At 71.1% G+C, this 14,438-nt stretch carries 13 protein-coding genes; 4 read left to right on the forward strand and 9 right to left on the reverse strand.

Annotated features, from left to right (window positions below; translation table 11 throughout):
- Position 1: 1 nt before the first annotated feature.
- The 4 genes from FHX81_RS14515 to FHX81_RS14525 are packed head-to-tail and all read right to left on the reverse strand — an operon-like array spanning position 2 to position 5,234.
- The gene (locus FHX81_RS14515; RefSeq protein WP_141978674.1) at positions 2 to 2,287 is read right to left on the reverse strand and encodes a tetratricopeptide repeat protein; all 2,286 of its coding nucleotides are present in this window, start codon (positions 2,285 to 2,287) and stop codon (positions 2 to 4) included.
- A 4-nt stretch (positions 2,288 to 2,291) separates the two neighbouring features.
- Positions 2,292 to 3,812, reverse strand: a complete 1,521-nt coding sequence (locus FHX81_RS14520) for a phytoene desaturase family protein (RefSeq protein ID WP_141978675.1) — start codon at positions 3,810 to 3,812, stop codon at positions 2,292 to 2,294.
- Between the two features lie 10 nt (positions 3,813 to 3,822).
- Entirely contained in the window at positions 3,823 to 3,930 is a 108-nt protein-coding gene (locus tag FHX81_RS42995; RefSeq protein WP_425473820.1) for an MFS transporter small subunit, read from the reverse strand.
- A complete protein-coding gene (locus tag FHX81_RS14525) occupies positions 3,927 to 5,234 on the reverse strand; it encodes an OFA family MFS transporter (protein ID WP_141978676.1) in 1,308 nt (435 codons plus the stop codon). Before FHX81_RS14525 ends, FHX81_RS42995 begins: the two co-directional genes overlap by 4 nt.
- Before the next feature lie 67 nt (positions 5,235 to 5,301).
- Between FHX81_RS14525 and fdhD the strand changes: the two genes are divergently transcribed.
- Genes fdhD through FHX81_RS14545 form a run of 4 tightly spaced genes read left to right on the forward strand, consistent with a single transcriptional unit; the run spans position 5,302 to position 9,006 of the window.
- A complete protein-coding gene (gene fdhD / locus FHX81_RS14530) occupies positions 5,302 to 6,126 on the forward strand; it encodes a formate dehydrogenase accessory sulfurtransferase FdhD (protein ID WP_141978677.1) in 825 nt (274 codons plus the stop codon).
- Positions 6,123 to 7,289: a CaiB/BaiF CoA transferase family protein gene (locus tag FHX81_RS14535; protein ID WP_141978678.1), complete on the forward strand. Its 1,167-nt coding sequence runs from the start codon at positions 6,123 to 6,125 to the stop codon at positions 7,287 to 7,289. The genes fdhD and FHX81_RS14535 overlap by 4 nt, the downstream gene beginning before the upstream one ends.
- A 58-nt stretch (positions 7,290 to 7,347) precedes the next feature.
- A complete protein-coding gene (locus FHX81_RS14540; protein ID WP_141978679.1) occupies positions 7,348 to 8,214 on the forward strand; it encodes an alpha/beta hydrolase in 867 nt (288 codons plus the stop codon).
- A 48-nt stretch (positions 8,215 to 8,262) separates the two neighbouring features.
- A complete protein-coding gene (locus FHX81_RS14545) occupies positions 8,263 to 9,006 on the forward strand; it encodes a methyltransferase domain-containing protein (protein ID WP_141978680.1) in 744 nt (247 codons plus the stop codon).
- On the opposite strand, the gene FHX81_RS14550 is transcribed toward FHX81_RS14545, so the two are convergent.
- From FHX81_RS14550 to tig, 5 genes are all read right to left on the reverse strand, one after another.
- Complete coding sequence (locus tag FHX81_RS14550; protein WP_141978681.1) at positions 8,993 to 9,586, reverse strand: RBBP9/YdeN family alpha/beta hydrolase; 594 nt, start codon at positions 9,584 to 9,586, stop codon at positions 8,993 to 8,995. The two genes, FHX81_RS14545 and FHX81_RS14550, sit on opposite strands and share 14 nt — an antisense overlap.
- Before the next feature lies 1 nt (position 9,587).
- Positions 9,588 to 10,868, reverse strand: coding sequence for an ATP-dependent Clp protease ATP-binding subunit ClpX (clpX, locus tag FHX81_RS14555; protein ID WP_141978682.1), 1,281 nt, complete (start codon positions 10,866 to 10,868; stop codon positions 9,588 to 9,590).
- A gap of 209 nt (positions 10,869 to 11,077) precedes the next feature.
- Complete coding sequence (locus FHX81_RS14560; RefSeq protein ID WP_141978683.1) at positions 11,078 to 11,704, reverse strand: ATP-dependent Clp protease proteolytic subunit; 627 nt, start codon at positions 11,702 to 11,704, stop codon at positions 11,078 to 11,080.
- A 35-nt stretch (positions 11,705 to 11,739) separates the two neighbouring features.
- On the reverse strand, positions 11,740 to 12,318 hold the full coding sequence (locus FHX81_RS14565; protein ID WP_211363810.1) for an ATP-dependent Clp protease proteolytic subunit: 579 nt from the start codon (positions 12,316 to 12,318) through the stop codon (positions 11,740 to 11,742).
- Between the two features lie 142 nt (positions 12,319 to 12,460).
- Complete coding sequence (tig, locus tag FHX81_RS14570) at positions 12,461 to 13,819, reverse strand: trigger factor (protein ID WP_141978684.1); 1,359 nt, start codon at positions 13,817 to 13,819, stop codon at positions 12,461 to 12,463.
- Between the last annotated feature and the right edge of the window lie 619 nt (positions 13,820 to 14,438).

The raw sequence follows: 14,438 nt of genomic DNA on the forward strand, positions 1-14,438 counted from the left end.
GTCAGCCGTTCCTCGTCCAAACCGAGAGCGAGTACTCCGACAACGACATCAGGTCTTTCACCCACCGGGAGGGCCGCCGCAGCCAGCGCCGCACACCACGGCCCTCGGCCTCGATCCGCCGGATGGCATCGAGGGCGCTCTCGGCCAACTTCGGGTCGTTGGCCTCGTCCAGCAGCCCGGCCGCACGCCGCAGGTGGTCGACGGCCGCCTTCCGCCGGTTCAGCGACCAGTAGGCCAGTCCCAGGTTCCGGACGGAGATCGCTTCGCCGTACGCGTAGCCGATCTCCCGGGCGGTCGCCAGGCCTCGCTCGTGGTGGCGCAGCGCCTCCGCGGACCTGGCGGCGTGCTGCAGCGTCAGCCCCAGGTTGTTGAGCACCTGCATCTCGGCGAGCCGGTTGCCCGCCTCCCGGTGAGCGTCGAGCGCGGCCAGATAGTGGCCCTCGGCCTCGTCGTGCGCGCCGAGCAGGTCGTAGGCAATGCCCAAGCCGTTCAGGCAATCCCCTTCGCCGTCCCGGTCCCCGACCCGCCGGCTCAGGTCCAGGGCGCGCCGGTAGACCGCGACCGCCTCGGCCGGTTCGCCCGCGTGCCGGTGCACCTTGGCCAAGTTGGTCAAGCACTGAGCCTCGCCTTCCGCGTCAGCGACGGTCCGGTACATCCCCGCGCTCAGCTCGAAGTGCCGGACCGCCTCCGGGAAGTGACCGGTCACCGCGTACGACGCCGCGATGCGGTTGAGCGAGCGCGCCTGGTCACGCGGTGAACCGACCTCGCGCAGCAACGCCGCCGCGGTCCGGAGGTGGTCCATCGCCACGTCGAACCGCCGCTGCCGGTGGTACGCGGTGCCCAGGTCGCTGATCGCCCGACCTTCACCGAGGCGGTCGCCGAGCGCCCGGGTCGAGGCGAGGACCAGCGAGCAGACCGGGATCCACTCCGCGGGCCGGCGCAGGTCGAAGTACCGGAGCGCCGCCTGACCCACGTCCCTGACGTCCTCGTGCCACCCGTTGCGCGCCGCGAGTTCCAGCAGCGGCAGCAGGTTGTGCAGCTCGCCGTCGAACCACGTCAACGACGTGAGCCGATCGGAGAACACCTCGTGCTGTGTCGCACCGGGATCCAGATGGCTGTGCACACCCTTGACGTGTGCCAGGTAGTAGCGGACCAGAGCGCGCTCTGCCGCCTGACGGGTCTGCGTGTCTTCCACCTCGACACACCGTTCGGCGGCGTAGATGCGCAGCAGGTCGTGGAACCGGTACTCGTCGGCCACCAGACCAGGCTGGAGCAGGTGCGCGCGGCGCAGTCGGACCAGCAGTTCCTCCGCGTCGACGGCCGTGACGCCGGCCAACGCGGCCGCTGTCGCGACCGTCACCGTGCGGCCCGGGTGGAGTGCCGCGAGGCGGAACAGCCGCGCCTGCTCGTCGGACAGCCTCCCGTACGAGGCGTCGAACGCCGTGCGGACGTCGATCGAGTCGTAAGCCAGTTTGCCCAACCGGTCGTGGGCCGCGGCAACGGACCGGGCGAATCGCGACAGGTCCTCGGCACGTCGGTCGGCAACCACCTCGGCGAGGATCCGCAGCGCCAGCGGCAGATACCCGCACGCCTCGGCCAACGCACCGGCAGCGGCGGGATCCGCGGTGACGCGGTCGTCGTCCGGGTCGACCGCCCGGACCGCGTCCTCCAGCACGGCCGCGGCCTCCGAGCGGCTCATCACGTCCAGCTCGATCCGGCGTGCCCTCGGCACGGGCAGGTTGTCGCGGCTGGTCAGCACCAGCCGGTGCGCCTGCCCGGCGGGCCGCAACGGCAGCACCTGATCGGCCGACGACGCGTTGTCCACGACGACCAGCACGGCCGGGCGTGCCGCGAGCTGCGACCGGTACAGCGCTTCCCGCTCGCCCCGGCCCGGTGGGACGGCCTCACCGGGCACGCCGAGGGCGCGGAGCAACGCCGCCAGCGCGTCATCCGCGTCCAGCCGCCGGTCCTCCCGGTAACCCTGGGCGTCCACGAACAACACGCCACCGGGGAACCACCCGGCCTCGACCGCCAGGTGCGCGGCGCGGACGACCAGTGCCGACTTGCCCACCCCGGCCAGGCCGACCACGGCCAGCGCGGTCCCCTCCCCACCGGGTGACAGGAACTCGCGCACCTCGGCCAGCTCCGCCGCGCGGCCCACGAAGCCCTCGTCCACCGGCAGGCTCGCGGGCGTCACCGACGCCGCCGCGATCGGCGCGGCCAACCGCCCGACTTGCAGCACCGAGCCGAACACCGTGCCGCTGACCTCGTTGCGGACATCGCTCACCAGTTCAGCGCTCCAGCACGGCCATCGCCGCGTTGTGGCCGGCGATCCCGCTGACCCCGCCGCCGCGACGTGCGCCCGCGCCGCACACGAACAGGTTCGCCACGTCGGTCTCCACGCCCCACCGGCCGACCTCGTCCTCGTGCTCGGCGAACGGCCACGCCAGCTCGTCGTGGAAGATGTTGCCGCGCGGCAGGCCCAGTTCCGCCTCCAGGTCCAGCGGCGTGCGGGCTTCCAGGCACGGCCGGCCGTCGGCGTCCCGCGCCAGGCACGACTCGATCGGCTCCGCCAGGTGGGCGTCCAACCCGGCCAGGTAGCGGCCCACCAGCTCGTCCCGCAGCCCGGCGTTGTCCTGCTCGAACAGCGCCGCCGGGGTGTGCAGCCCGAACAACGTCAACGTGTGCCACCCGCGCTCGACCAGCTCGGGCGCGAGGATCGACGGGTCGGTCAGCGTGTGGCAGTACATCTCCGACGGCAGCACCGACGGCACCTGCCCCGCGGCGCTCTCCCGGTACGCCGTCTCCAGCTGCCGGTACGACTCGTCGATGTGCAGCGTCCCGGCGAACGCCACCCGCGGGTCGACGCCGCTGCGGAACCGGGGCAGCCGTTCCAGCAGCATGTTCACCTTGACCTGGCAGCCCTCGGCGACCGACCGGGCCGGACGACCGCGCAGGAGGTCCAAGGTGGACGGTGCGACGCCCGACAGCACGAACTTCGCGCCGACCGTGCGGCCGTCGTACTCGACCTCACCCGTGACGCCGTCCACCTCGACCCGCGTCACCTCGGCCCCCGTCACGACCTCCGCGCCGGCCTCCCGCGCCACCCGCAGCAGCTCGCCGGTCACCGCGCCCATCCCGCCCACCGGAACCTGCCACTCCCCCGTGCCGTTGCCGATCACGTGGTAGAGGAAGCACCGGTTGGCCTTCAGGTCGTGCAACGACGTGTGCGTGCCGATCAACGCGTCCGTGGCGACGACCCCGCGCACGACGTCGTCGGCGAACAGCTCCTCCAACGTCTCCCCGAGCGGCCGTTCCACGACCTGGTCCCACAACCGCATCCGGGCCACCGAGTCGACGCGCAGCCGTGCGTGCTCCCGGGACAGCAGGGGTTCCAGCATCGTCGGCGACAACGCCTCGGCCAGCACCGCCAGGTCGTCGTACCACCGGCGCCACCGCTCCCACTCGGCGTCCGACCCGGTCAGCGCCCGGAACGACGCGGCGGTCGCCTCACCCGGCACGCGTTCCACCAGCAGGTCGCCACCGGGCGTGTACGACGACGCCGCTCGCGACCGCAGCGCCACGCGCAGCCCGAGGTCGGCCACGATCCGGTCCGGCAGCAGGCTGACCAGGTACGAGTAGCGCGACAACCGCGCCGGCACGCCCGGGAACGCCTGCTCGCTCACCGCCGCGCCGCCGACGTGGTCCAGCTTCTCCAGCACCAGCACCGTGCGGCCCGCCCGTGCCAGGTAGGAGGCCGCCACCAGCGCGTTGTGCCCGCCGCCGACCACCACCACGTCGTAGGTATCCACCTGGTCGACTCTAACCAGTGAACAACGCCGTCACCTTGCGGATCAGCTCGACCAGCCCGTAGGCCAGGGGCACGCCGACCCAGAGCCACGCGAACACGACCAACCACCGCTGGTTCACCGGACCGCCTCCACTTCCGGCTCGTGGTACTCGGCCGCGACCGGCCGCACGAGCTCGTTGGCCACGAACCCGACCACCAGCAACGCCATCATGATGAACAGCGACGCCGTGTAGAGGTCGGGCCCGGTCTTCCCGGCCGCCTTCTGCCCGTCGGCGATCGCGTTCACGATCAACGGCCCGAGCACGCCCGCCAGGGACCACGCGGTCAGCAGCCGGCCGTGGATCGCGCCCACCTGGTACGTGCCGAACAGGTCCTTCAAGTACGCCGGGACCGTCGCGAAACCGCCGCCGTAGAACGACAGGATCAGCATGGCGCACACCACGAACAACGGCTTCGACGCGTCACCCGCCAGCGCCAGCACCAGGTACGTCACCGCGCCGGCGCCCAGGTACAACCGGTAGACGTTCTTGCGGCCCACCAGGTCCGAAGTGGACGACCAGGCGATCCGGCCGACCATGTTCGCCAGCGACAGCAGTGCCACGAACCCGGCCGCCGCGCCCGCCGCCACCGGCGTGGACGTGTCGGCGAAGAAGTCGCGGATCATCGGCGACGCCTTCTCCAGGATGCCGATGCCGGCCGTGACGTTGAAGCACAGCACCACCCACAGGCACCAGAACTGCGGCGTCCGCAGCGCGTTGCGGGCCGACACGCCGAACGCCGAACGCACCACCTCCCGCTCCGCGACCTCCGCGGGCACCCGGACCAGCAGCACTCCCACCGACATGAACACCGCGTAGACGACGCCGTGCACCAGGAACGTCCGCGCGATGCCGCCGCTGTCCCGCCCGAACGACTCCAGCATCTGCGCCGACCACGGTGAGGCGATCAGCGCGCCACCGCCGAAGCCCATGATCGCGATGCCGGTGGCCATGCCCGGCCGGTCCGGGAACCACTTGATCAGCGTGGACACCGGCGAGATGTACCCGATGCCCAACCCGATGCCGCCGACGAACCCGTACCCCACGACCACCAGCCAGTACTGCTGCGTCCACGCGCCCAGCGCCGAGATGAGGAACCCCGACGAGAAGCAGGTGGCGGACACGAACATGGCCCACCGCGGCCCGTTGCGCTCGACCAGCGTGCCGCCGAACGCCGCCGACAACCCCAACATCACGATCCCCAGTTGGAACGGCAGGGCGCTCTGCGTCCCCGTGAGGTCCAGCGCCCCCTCCAACGGCGGCTTGAACACGCTCCACGCGTACGCCTGGCCGATGGCCAGGTGCACCGACAGCGCGGCGGGCGGGATCAACCAGCGGTTCCACCCCGGTGGGGCGATCGTGCGAGAGCGGTCCAGGAAACCCACTGCCCGACACCTCCGTAACCTGGTGAGTGGCTTGCGAAAAAACTTAGCCAAGGGAAGGAGTTTCGCGATGGGGCGGGTCACCGTGCGTCGCCCAGTGGTCACGTATGCGCGACGAACGTCCCGCAAACGGGTCGACGCGCTGGCCGCCGAAGAGCCGTTGGAGCTGCGCGTGGGCGGCAAGGCACTCACCGTGACCATGCGCACACCGGGTCACGACGTCGAGCTGGCGCACGGCTTCCTGCTCAGCGAAGGCGTCATCCGCGGCCTGGAGGACATCTCGGTCGCCCGCTTCTGCGAGGGCACCGGCCCGGACGGCCTGAACACCTACAACGTGCTCGACCTGACGCTCGCCGACGGCGTGGCGCCGCCCGACACCGGCGTCGAGCGCAACTTCTACACCACGTCGTCGTGCGGCGTGTGCGGCAAGGCGGCGCTGGACGCGGTCAAGCTGAAGACCCACCACTCCCCCGCCGACGACCGCTGCACGGTCGACGTGGACGTCCTCTCCGCCCTGCCGGACGAGCTGCGCAAGCGCCAGAAGGTCTTCGCCGCCACGGGCGGCCTGCACGCCGCGGGCCTGTTCACGACCACCGGCGAGGCGCTCGTCGTCCGCGAGGACGTGGGCAGGCACAACGCCGTGGACAAGGTCCTGGGCTGGGCCGTGCTCAACAACAAAATCCCGCTGGCCGGCACCGTGCTGATGGTGTCCGGCCGGGCGTCGTTCGAGCTGGTCCAGAAGGCGGCCATGGCCGGCATCCCCGTCCTGTCCGCCGTCTCGGCCCCGTCGTCGCTGGCCGCCGACCTGGCCGAGGAGCAGGGCGTGACGCTGGTCGGCTTCGTGCGCGGCGACTCGATGAACGTCTACACGGGCCACCACCGGATCACCGCATGAGACCGCTGGACGACGTCACCGTCGTCAGCCTCGAACAAGCGGTGGCCGTGCCGTACGCCACCCGGCTCCTGGCGGACCTGGGCGCCCGCGTGATCAAGGTGGAACGCCCGGACGGGGGCGACTTCGCCCGCCACTACGACACGACGTGCGGCGAGGTCTCCTCCTACTTCGCGTGGACCAACGTCGGCAAGCAGTCCCTCACGCTCGACCTCAAGCACCCGTCCGCCTCCGGGGTCCTGCACGACCTGGTCGCCACGGCCGACGTGGTCCTGTGCAACCTCTCCCCCGCCGCCGCCCGCCGCCTCGGCGTGGACGCGGAGTCGTTGCGCCGGGTGAAGCCCGACCTCGTCATCGGCGAGCTCTCCGGCTACGGCGACTCGGGCCCGTACGCGTCCCGCAAGGCGTTCGACGCCCTGATCCAGTCCGAGACCGGCCTCATCGACCTCACCGGCGAGGGCGACGTGACGGCGCGGGCCGGCATCTCGGTGGCCGACATCGCGGCGGGCGTCCAACTCCAGTCCGCCGTGCTGGCCGCCCTCCTGCACCGCGCCCGGACCGGTGAAGGCGCCACCCTCGGCCTGTCCCTCTTCGACGCCATGGCCGAGTGGATGCACCAGCCCATGCTCTACGCCGCCGGCACCGGCCGGGCCGCGCCGCGCGCCGGCGCGCACCACCCGAGCATCGCACCCTACGGCCCGTTCGCCTGCGCCGACGGCACCGTCCACCTGGCCGTGCAGAACGACCCCCAGTGGCGTCGCCTGTGCCACCTGCTCGGCCGCCCGGACCTGGCCGACGACCCCCGCTTCACCACGGTCACGTCCCGCGTGGCCCACCGACCGGCCCTGCACGCCGAACTCGACTTCACCGCCTGGACGATCGCGGCCCTGCTCGAAGCGCTGGACGGGGCCGACGTGCCCGCCGCCCTGACCCGCAGCGTCACCGACCTGCCGAACCACCCGCAGCTCACCGCGCGGGACCGGCAGACGTCCGTCCCCGTGCCCCACGGCCGGGTCACCGCCCTGCGCCCTCCCGTCGACTCCACCGCCTGGGACTGGACTCCGGCCCCCGTGCCCGCCCTGGGCGAGCACACCGGGCAAGTCCTGCGCGAACTCGGGTACTCCACCGAGCAGATCGAGGAACTGCGGAACCGGTCCGCGATCTGACGAAACGCGAGCCCTGTTCACGACGATGTCCAGGAGGGGATCGGCAGGGGGAACGCACATGGTCACCAGGCGAACGGTGCTCACCGCGCTCGGCGGCACGGCTCTGGCCACCGCGGGCCTCACGGCCGCGTGGCACGGCGACGCCCCGCTGGGCGAGGCGCTGCGCCACGCGCTCGGCGTCGCCGGACCGGTGCCCGCCGTGAAACGCGCCGTCGTGCGCGTCGACCGCGTCCGCTCCGACTACCGGGGCTGTGACGTCGACCTGCTGACCATGGTCCCGCCGGGCGTGCCCACGCGGGACCTGCCCATGTCGATCCTGCTGCACGGCCGCTTCGGCACGGCCCGCACGGCGTCACCGGGCGGCATGGCCGAAGTCCTGGTGTCGGCGGTCGGCCGGAGCCAGGTGCCGCCGTTCGGCTTCGTGGCGGTGGACGGCGGCGACCACTACTGGCACGAGAACGTCCCGGGCGACGACCCCATGGCCATGCTGCTCGAAGAGGTGCCCCGCTGGCTGGCCGACCGGGGCTTCGGCGCACCGTTCGCCTGCACCGGCGTCTCCATGGGCGGCTTCGGCGCGCTGCTCTACGCCCGCCGACGGCACGAGCGCCGCGAACCGACCCGGGCCGTCGCCGCCATCGCTCCCGCCCTGCTCACGGACTGGGCCGAGATGTCCAAGCGCAACGCCTTCGCCGACGAGGCCCAGTGGGCGTCCCTGGACCCGCTGAAGAACATCGACGAGCTGGGCACCGCCCCCATCGGTGTCTGGGCCGGCGACCGCGACAACTTCATCACCGGCACGCGCCGCTTCATCGCCGACGCCAAACCCGCCGTGGCGTCGATCGTCCCGGGCGGCCACAACGACGCGCTCTACCGCAAGGTCGTCCCCGACGTCATCCGCTTCCTCGGCAAGCGCGTCCCCCGATAGCCCCAGGACCTGCACAGGACCTCCACAGGCCTGTGGTTGCCTGGCCACATGGTGACGCAACCCGACCCGATCGCCTACCTCGACCACGCCGCGGCGGCGGGCAGCGCCTACAAGCAGCGGCTCCTGGACGCCCTGGACCTCCGACCGGACCACGTCGCGCTCGACGTCGGCTGCGGACCCGGCACCGACCTGCCCGCGATGGCCGAACGGGCCCGTGAGGTCGTCGGCGTGGACGTGGACCCGGCCATGGTCGACGAAGCGAAGCGCCGCACCGCGCACCTGCGGGTGGACGTGCGGCAGGGCGACGCCCACGCGTTGCCCCTCGATGACCGCGGCGTCGACCGCGCCCGCGTCGACCGGGTGCTGCACCTGGTCGCGGACCCCGCCGCCGTCCTGGCCGAGCTGCGCCGCGTGCTGCGGCCCGGCGGACGTGCCGCGCTGGCCCAGCCCGACTGGGAGACCCTGGCCGTCGACCCCGGTTCGGTGGCCACGAACCTCGCGTTCAACCGGTTCGTGTGCGACCGGGTGGTGCCCAACCCGGTGGTCGGCAGGCAGCTCGCCCGGCTCGCCGCAGCGGCGGGCCTGACCGTCACCTCCGTGGAGGCCGACGTCCAGGTCCTGCACGACTTCGCCACGGCCGACCACCTGCTCGGCCTCACCCGCAACGCCCGGCGGGCCGTCCAGGCGGGCCGCCTCACCCACCGATCGGCCGACGCCTGGCTGGCCGACCTCGCCGCCGGACCGTTCCTGGCCGCGTTCACCCTCTTCCGGGTGACGGTCAGCGCGGCGTGAGCGGTACCCGGCCGCTGCGGACCCACTTCAGCACCGCGCTCCACGAGCCGTACCCGGCGGCGACGTTGAGGTGCCCGCCGTCCACGATCACGTCCAGGTCGACCCGCAGCGCCTCGGCCAGCTCCTTGGCCTGCGTCACCGTGCAGTAGTCGTCGCCCGCGCCCACCACCAGCCGGGTCGACACCGCCGCCCGCCGCACCACCGTCGGGTCCAGCACGGGGTGCAGGAACTCGGAGATCAACGGCTCGCCGTCGAAGTCCGGCGCGGGCGGCGCGACCAGCAGCACGCGGTCCACGCGCAGCGACTCGTCGAACGACCCCGCCGCGTGGTGCAGCCACAGCAGCACCGCCAGCGAGTGCGCGACCACCACCCGTTCACCGGACCCGGGTGGTGGCATCGCGGCGAGGTGGGACCGCAGCTCGTCCAGCCACGACGAGAGCCGCGGCGCGTCGGGCGAGCTGAACTCGGGCAGGTCCACCGACCCGCCGTGGTGAGCCAGCTCGCCCGCCAGCCAGTTCTGCCAGTGCTCCGGCCCGGAACCACCCAGGCCGTGCAGGATCAGCGTGTGCGGGAGCGACAACTCAGGCGGACTTCTCGCGACGTTCCCGGCGCGAGGGCTGCCGGGCCACGATGGTCGGGTTGACGTTCTCCTTCACGGTCTGCTCCGTGATCACGACCTTGGCGACGTCCGTGCGGCTGGGGATGTCGTACATCACCGGCAGCAGGACCTCTTCCATGATCGCCCGCAGGCCGCGCGCACCCGTGCCGCGCAGGATCGCCTGGTCGGCGACCGCCTCCATGGCGGTCCGGGTGAACTCCAGCTCCACGCCGTCCATCTCGAACAGCTTCTGGTACTGCTTGACCAGCGCGTTCTTCGGCTCGGTGAGGATGCGGACCAGCGAGTCCTTGTCCAGGTTGGTGACGCTCGCGACCATCGGCAACCGGCCGATGAACTCGGGGATCAACCCGAACTTGATCAGGTCCTCGGGCATCGACTCGGCGTAGTAGTCCGCCGCGTCGACCTCGGCCTTGGTGCGCACCTCGGCGCCGAAGCCGAGACCGCGCTTGCCCACCCGGTCCTGGATGATCTTGTCGAGACCCGCGAAGGCGCCCGCCACGATGAACAGCACGTTCGTCGTGTCGATCTGGATGAACTCCTGGTGGGGGTGCTTGCGACCACCCTGCGGCGGCACCGAGGCCGTCGTCCCCTCCAGTATTTTCAGCAGCGCCTGCTGCACGCCTTCACCCGACACGTCCCGCGTGATCGACGGATTTTCACTCTTTCGAGCGATCTTGTCGACCTCGTCGATGTAGATGATGCCGGTCTCGGCGCGCTTGACGTCGTAGTCCGCCGCCTGGATGAGCTTGAGGAGGATGTTCTCCACGTCCTCGCCCACGTAGCCCGCCTCGGTCAGCGCCGTGGCGTCCGCGATGGCGAACGGCACGTTCAGCATCTTGGCGAGCGTCTGGGCCAGGTAGGTCTTGCCGCACCCGGTCGGTCCGAGCATGAGGATGTTCGACTTGGCGAGCTCCACGCCGTCGTCGCGGCCCTCACGCCCGCGGTCACCGGCCTGGATGCGCTTGTAGTGGTTGTAGACCGCCACCGAGAGCGTGCGCTTGGCCTCGTTCTGGCCGATCACGTACTGGTCGAGGAACTCGTGGATCTCGGCGGGCTTGGGCAGCTCGTCGAGCTTGACGTCACCGGCCTCCGCGAGCTCTTCCTCGATGATCTCGTTGCAGAGGTCGATGCACTCATCGCAGATGTAGACACCCGGTCCGGCGATGAGTTTTTTCACCTGCTTCTGGCTCTTGCCGCAGAAAGAGCACTTCAGCAGGTCGCCGCCGTCACCGATACGTGCCATGACCGCTGACCTCTGTCCCCTCCGGCGCACGACCTGGTGAGGTGCGCCTGACTGCTGATGTGGCGAGTGCCCGCTGGGTGCGGGGTCCGCCCGTTCCCCTCGACGGTACCTGCCCTACCCGCCTGTGCGGGAGGACCAGCGTGCCCCCGACACCCCGAACTGCACAGGACCCCCTGGTCAGCTCGGCGTGTCGGGCGCCACGCCGAGACTTACTTCGCCGAGAGCTTCCGGTACGGCAGGACGCTGTCGACGATGCCGTAGTCCTTGGCCTCCGCGGCCGTGAGGATCTTGTCCCGCTCGATGTCCAGGCGCACCTGCTCCGGCGTGCGGCTGGTGTGCTTGGCGAGCGTGGTCTCCAGCAGCCTGCGCACCCGCTGGATCTCGTTGGACTGGATCTCCAGGTCGGAGACCTGCCCGTAGACGCCCTCGGTGGCCGGCTGGTGGATCAGGATCCGGGCGTTGGGCAGCGCGTGCCGCTTGCCCGGGGTGCCCGCCGCGAGCAGCACGGCCGCCGCCGAGGCCGCCTGGCCCAGGCAGTAGGTCTGGATGTCGGGGCGGACGAACTGCATGGTGTCGTAGATGGCCATCAGCGAGGTGAACGAGCCACCCGGCGAGTTGATGTACATCAGGATGTCGCGGTCGGGGTCCTCCGACTCCAGCACGAGCAGCTGGGCCATCACGTCGTTCGCCGACGCGTCGTCCACCTGCACGCCGAGGAAGATGATGCGCTCCTCGAACAGCTTGTTGTACGGGTTGGACTCCTTGATGCCGTAGCTCGTCCGCTCGACGAACGACGGGAGCACGTACCGGGACTGCGGCGCGTGGAACTGGCTCACTTCAGGTCTCCTGGTGGCTGGTGCTCGGGTCGCGGTCAGTTGGTCTTGGCCTGGCTGGCGCGGGTGATCACCTTGTCCACGAAGCCGTACTCCAGGGCTTCCTGGGCGTTGAACCAGCGGTCGCGGTCGGAGTCGGCGATGATGCGCTCGACCGGCTGGCCGGTGTGCTGGGCGATCAGCTCGGCCATCTCGTGCTTGGTGCGGGTGAGCATGTCGGCCTGGATGGCGATGTCCGCCGCCGTGCCGCCGACGCCGGCCGAGGGCTGGTGCATCAGGATGCGGGCGTGCGGGAGGGCGTGGCGCTTGCCGGGCGTGCCCGCGGAGAGCAGGAACTGCCCCATCGACGCGGCCAGGCCCATCGCGTAGGTCGCGACGTCCGGCTCGATCAGCTGCATGGTGTCGAAGATCGCCATGCCCGCGGTCACCGAGCCGCCGGGCGAGTTGATGTAGAAGGTGATGTCCTTCTCCGGGTCCTCCGCGGCCAGGAGGAGGAGCTGGGCCACGATCTGGTTGGCGATGTTCTCTTCGACCTGGGTCCCCAGGACGATGATCCGCTCGCGGAGCAGACGCTCGTAGACCGAGTCGTTGAGGTTCATCCCCGAGGCCGCTCGCATCACGGGCTCCGAGAAAGAGTGCTGCGTCACGTCTGCCTGCCTAACTTTGCGACTAACTGTGCCGAAAAGAGTCTCGTAGCAACGACCTTAACGAAGGCGGGCGGCGTCGACGTCCCGACACCGCCCGCGTTCGCTCAGGGCTTCACTCCGCGTTGGCGGGTTCCTGCTCCTCAGTGGACCTGGTCTCGCCGAACAGCTCGTCCAGGTCGAGGGCGTTGCCCGCGGCGTCGGTCACGGTGGCCTGGCGCACGACCGTGGCCAGCGCCTTGCCGCGGCGCACGTCGGCGAAGATGGCGCCCAGCTGGCCCGACTGCTGGGCCCGCTTGACGTACTCGTCCGGGCTGATGCCGAACCGCTGCGCCTGGTAGATGATCCGCTCGGTCAGCTCGGCGTCGGTCACGTTGAGCTGCTCGGCGTCGGCGATGGCGTCCAGCACGAGCTGCGTCTTGACCGCCTGCTCGGAGGCCTCGCGCACCTCGGCGTCGAACTGCTCCTTGGTCTGGCCCTGCTCGGCCAGCCACTCGGCGAAGCGCGCCTCGTCGTGGTCGAGGGCGTGGATGGCGTCGTGCGCCCGCGCCTCGACCTCGCCCTGGACGACGGCCTCGGGCAGCGGCACCTCGACGCTGGCCAGCAGCGCCTCCAGCACCTTGTCGCGGGCCTGGACGCCCTGCTGCATCTTCTTCACGCGGCCCAGGCGGGTGCGCAGGTCGGCCTTGAGCTCGTCCAGGGTGTCGAACTCGCTGGCGAGCTGGGCGAACTCGTCGTCCAGCTCGGGGAGCTGGCGCTCCTTGACCGAGTTCAGCACCACGGTGACCTCGGCGTCGCGGCCCGCGTGCTCGCCCGCGACCAGGGTCGTGGTGAAGTTCTTCGACTCGCCCTCGGACGCGCCGACCAGGGCCTCGTCGATGCCCTCGACGAGCTGGCCGGAGCCGATCTCGTAGGACAGGCCGGTGGTCTTGGCCTCCTCGACCTCCTCGCCGTCCACGGTCGCCGACAGGTCGACCACGACGAAGTCGCCGTTCTCGGCCGGGCGCTTGACGCCGGTGAGGGTCGCGAACCGGGCGCGCAGCTCGTTGAGCTGGGTCTCCACGTCCTCGTCGGTGACCTCCTGGTCGTCGACGCTGACGGTCAGCTCGCCGAAGGCGGGGACGGTGATCTCGGGGCGGACGTCGACCTCGGCGGTGAACGCCAGGGACTCGCCGTCCTCGATCTTGGTCACCTCGAAGTCGGGGCGGCCCAGGGTGCGCAGCTCACCGGAGCTGACGGCCTCCAGGTACTTGGCCGGGATGGCCTCCTGGACGACCTCGTCCAGCACGGGCGCGCGGCCGATGCGGCTCTCCAGCACGCGGGCGGGGGCCTTGCCGGGGCGGAAGCCGGGGATGCGGACCTGCTTGGCCAGCTTGCGGTAGGCGCGGTCGAAGTCCGACTTGAGCTCGTCGAACGGCACCTCGACGTTGATCCGGACCCGCGTCGGGCTCAGGTGCTCGACGGTGCTCTTCAACGTGGTCTCCTCGTAACGGGCAGGACGTGCGGAACACCCCGTGAACGCGTGGGGGCGCGCCGGGATTCCGCCTGAGTCTAGGCGGTCGGCCGAGCGCGTGGCGCTAGCACCCCGGGTCCGGGCGCCGCAACCGGTTGGACGGGGGCCGTCGGGGCATTGTCGCGGGCAAAACCCGTTCGGCGGGAATCGCTTTGCGGTCGCGGGGCGGCAATTCGCGACACGGGTGGAATTTCGCTCGTTCGGGTGCCTTCCCGTGCGGTCTCACGGGCAGTCGCCGGCGACCTGCCGGACGTCCCTGCCGGCGCGGCGAAAATCACAACACTGGTTCTTAACTCTGCCGCGAGCCGGGAGCGGCCGGCCCACCCCTCGGCCCCTCCGCGGCCGCCCCGGCGTCCCCGGCGCTCCGTGACCGACGACGCGAGTCCGCATTTTCGCGGCTTCACCAGCGGCGGATCGGGCGTACCTATGCGGCTCAACGGTCGATCGACAGGACGATTCGTTAGGCCATTCGAGTGGCACTGGGAGCCGCGAGCACGCCTGACCGCGTCAGCACCGAGCGAGGCGACCACGTCGTCGTGTAACACGTATGTCGTAGAGCCGACTAACAGTCAGCAACCGC

Source organism: Saccharothrix saharensis (genome assembly GCF_006716745.1).
GTDB classification, from domain to species: Bacteria; Actinomycetota; Actinomycetes; order Mycobacteriales; family Pseudonocardiaceae; genus Actinosynnema; species Actinosynnema saharense.

What these genes read in the sequence shown, in the direction of transcription:
- fdhD (WP_141978677.1), top strand. Translation starts at nt 5,302, where the DNA reads ATGGGGCGGGTCACCGTGCGTCGCCCAGTGGTCACGTATGCGCGACGA.
- FHX81_RS14535 (WP_141978678.1), top strand. Translation starts at nt 6,123, where the DNA reads ATGAGACCGCTGGACGACGTCACCGTCGTCAGCCTCGAACAAGCGGTG.
- FHX81_RS14540 (WP_141978679.1), top strand. Translation starts at nt 7,348, where the DNA reads ATGGTCACCAGGCGAACGGTGCTCACCGCGCTCGGCGGCACGGCTCTG.
- FHX81_RS14545 (WP_141978680.1), top strand. Translation starts at nt 8,263, where the DNA reads ATGGTGACGCAACCCGACCCGATCGCCTACCTCGACCACGCCGCGGCG.
- clpX (WP_141978682.1), bottom strand. Translation starts at nt 10,868, where the DNA reads ATGGCACGTATCGGTGACGGCGGCGACCTGCTGAAGTGCTCTTTCTGC.
- FHX81_RS14565 (WP_211363810.1), bottom strand. Translation starts at nt 12,318, where the DNA reads ATGCGAGCGGCCTCGGGGATGAACCTCAACGACTCGGTCTACGAGCGT.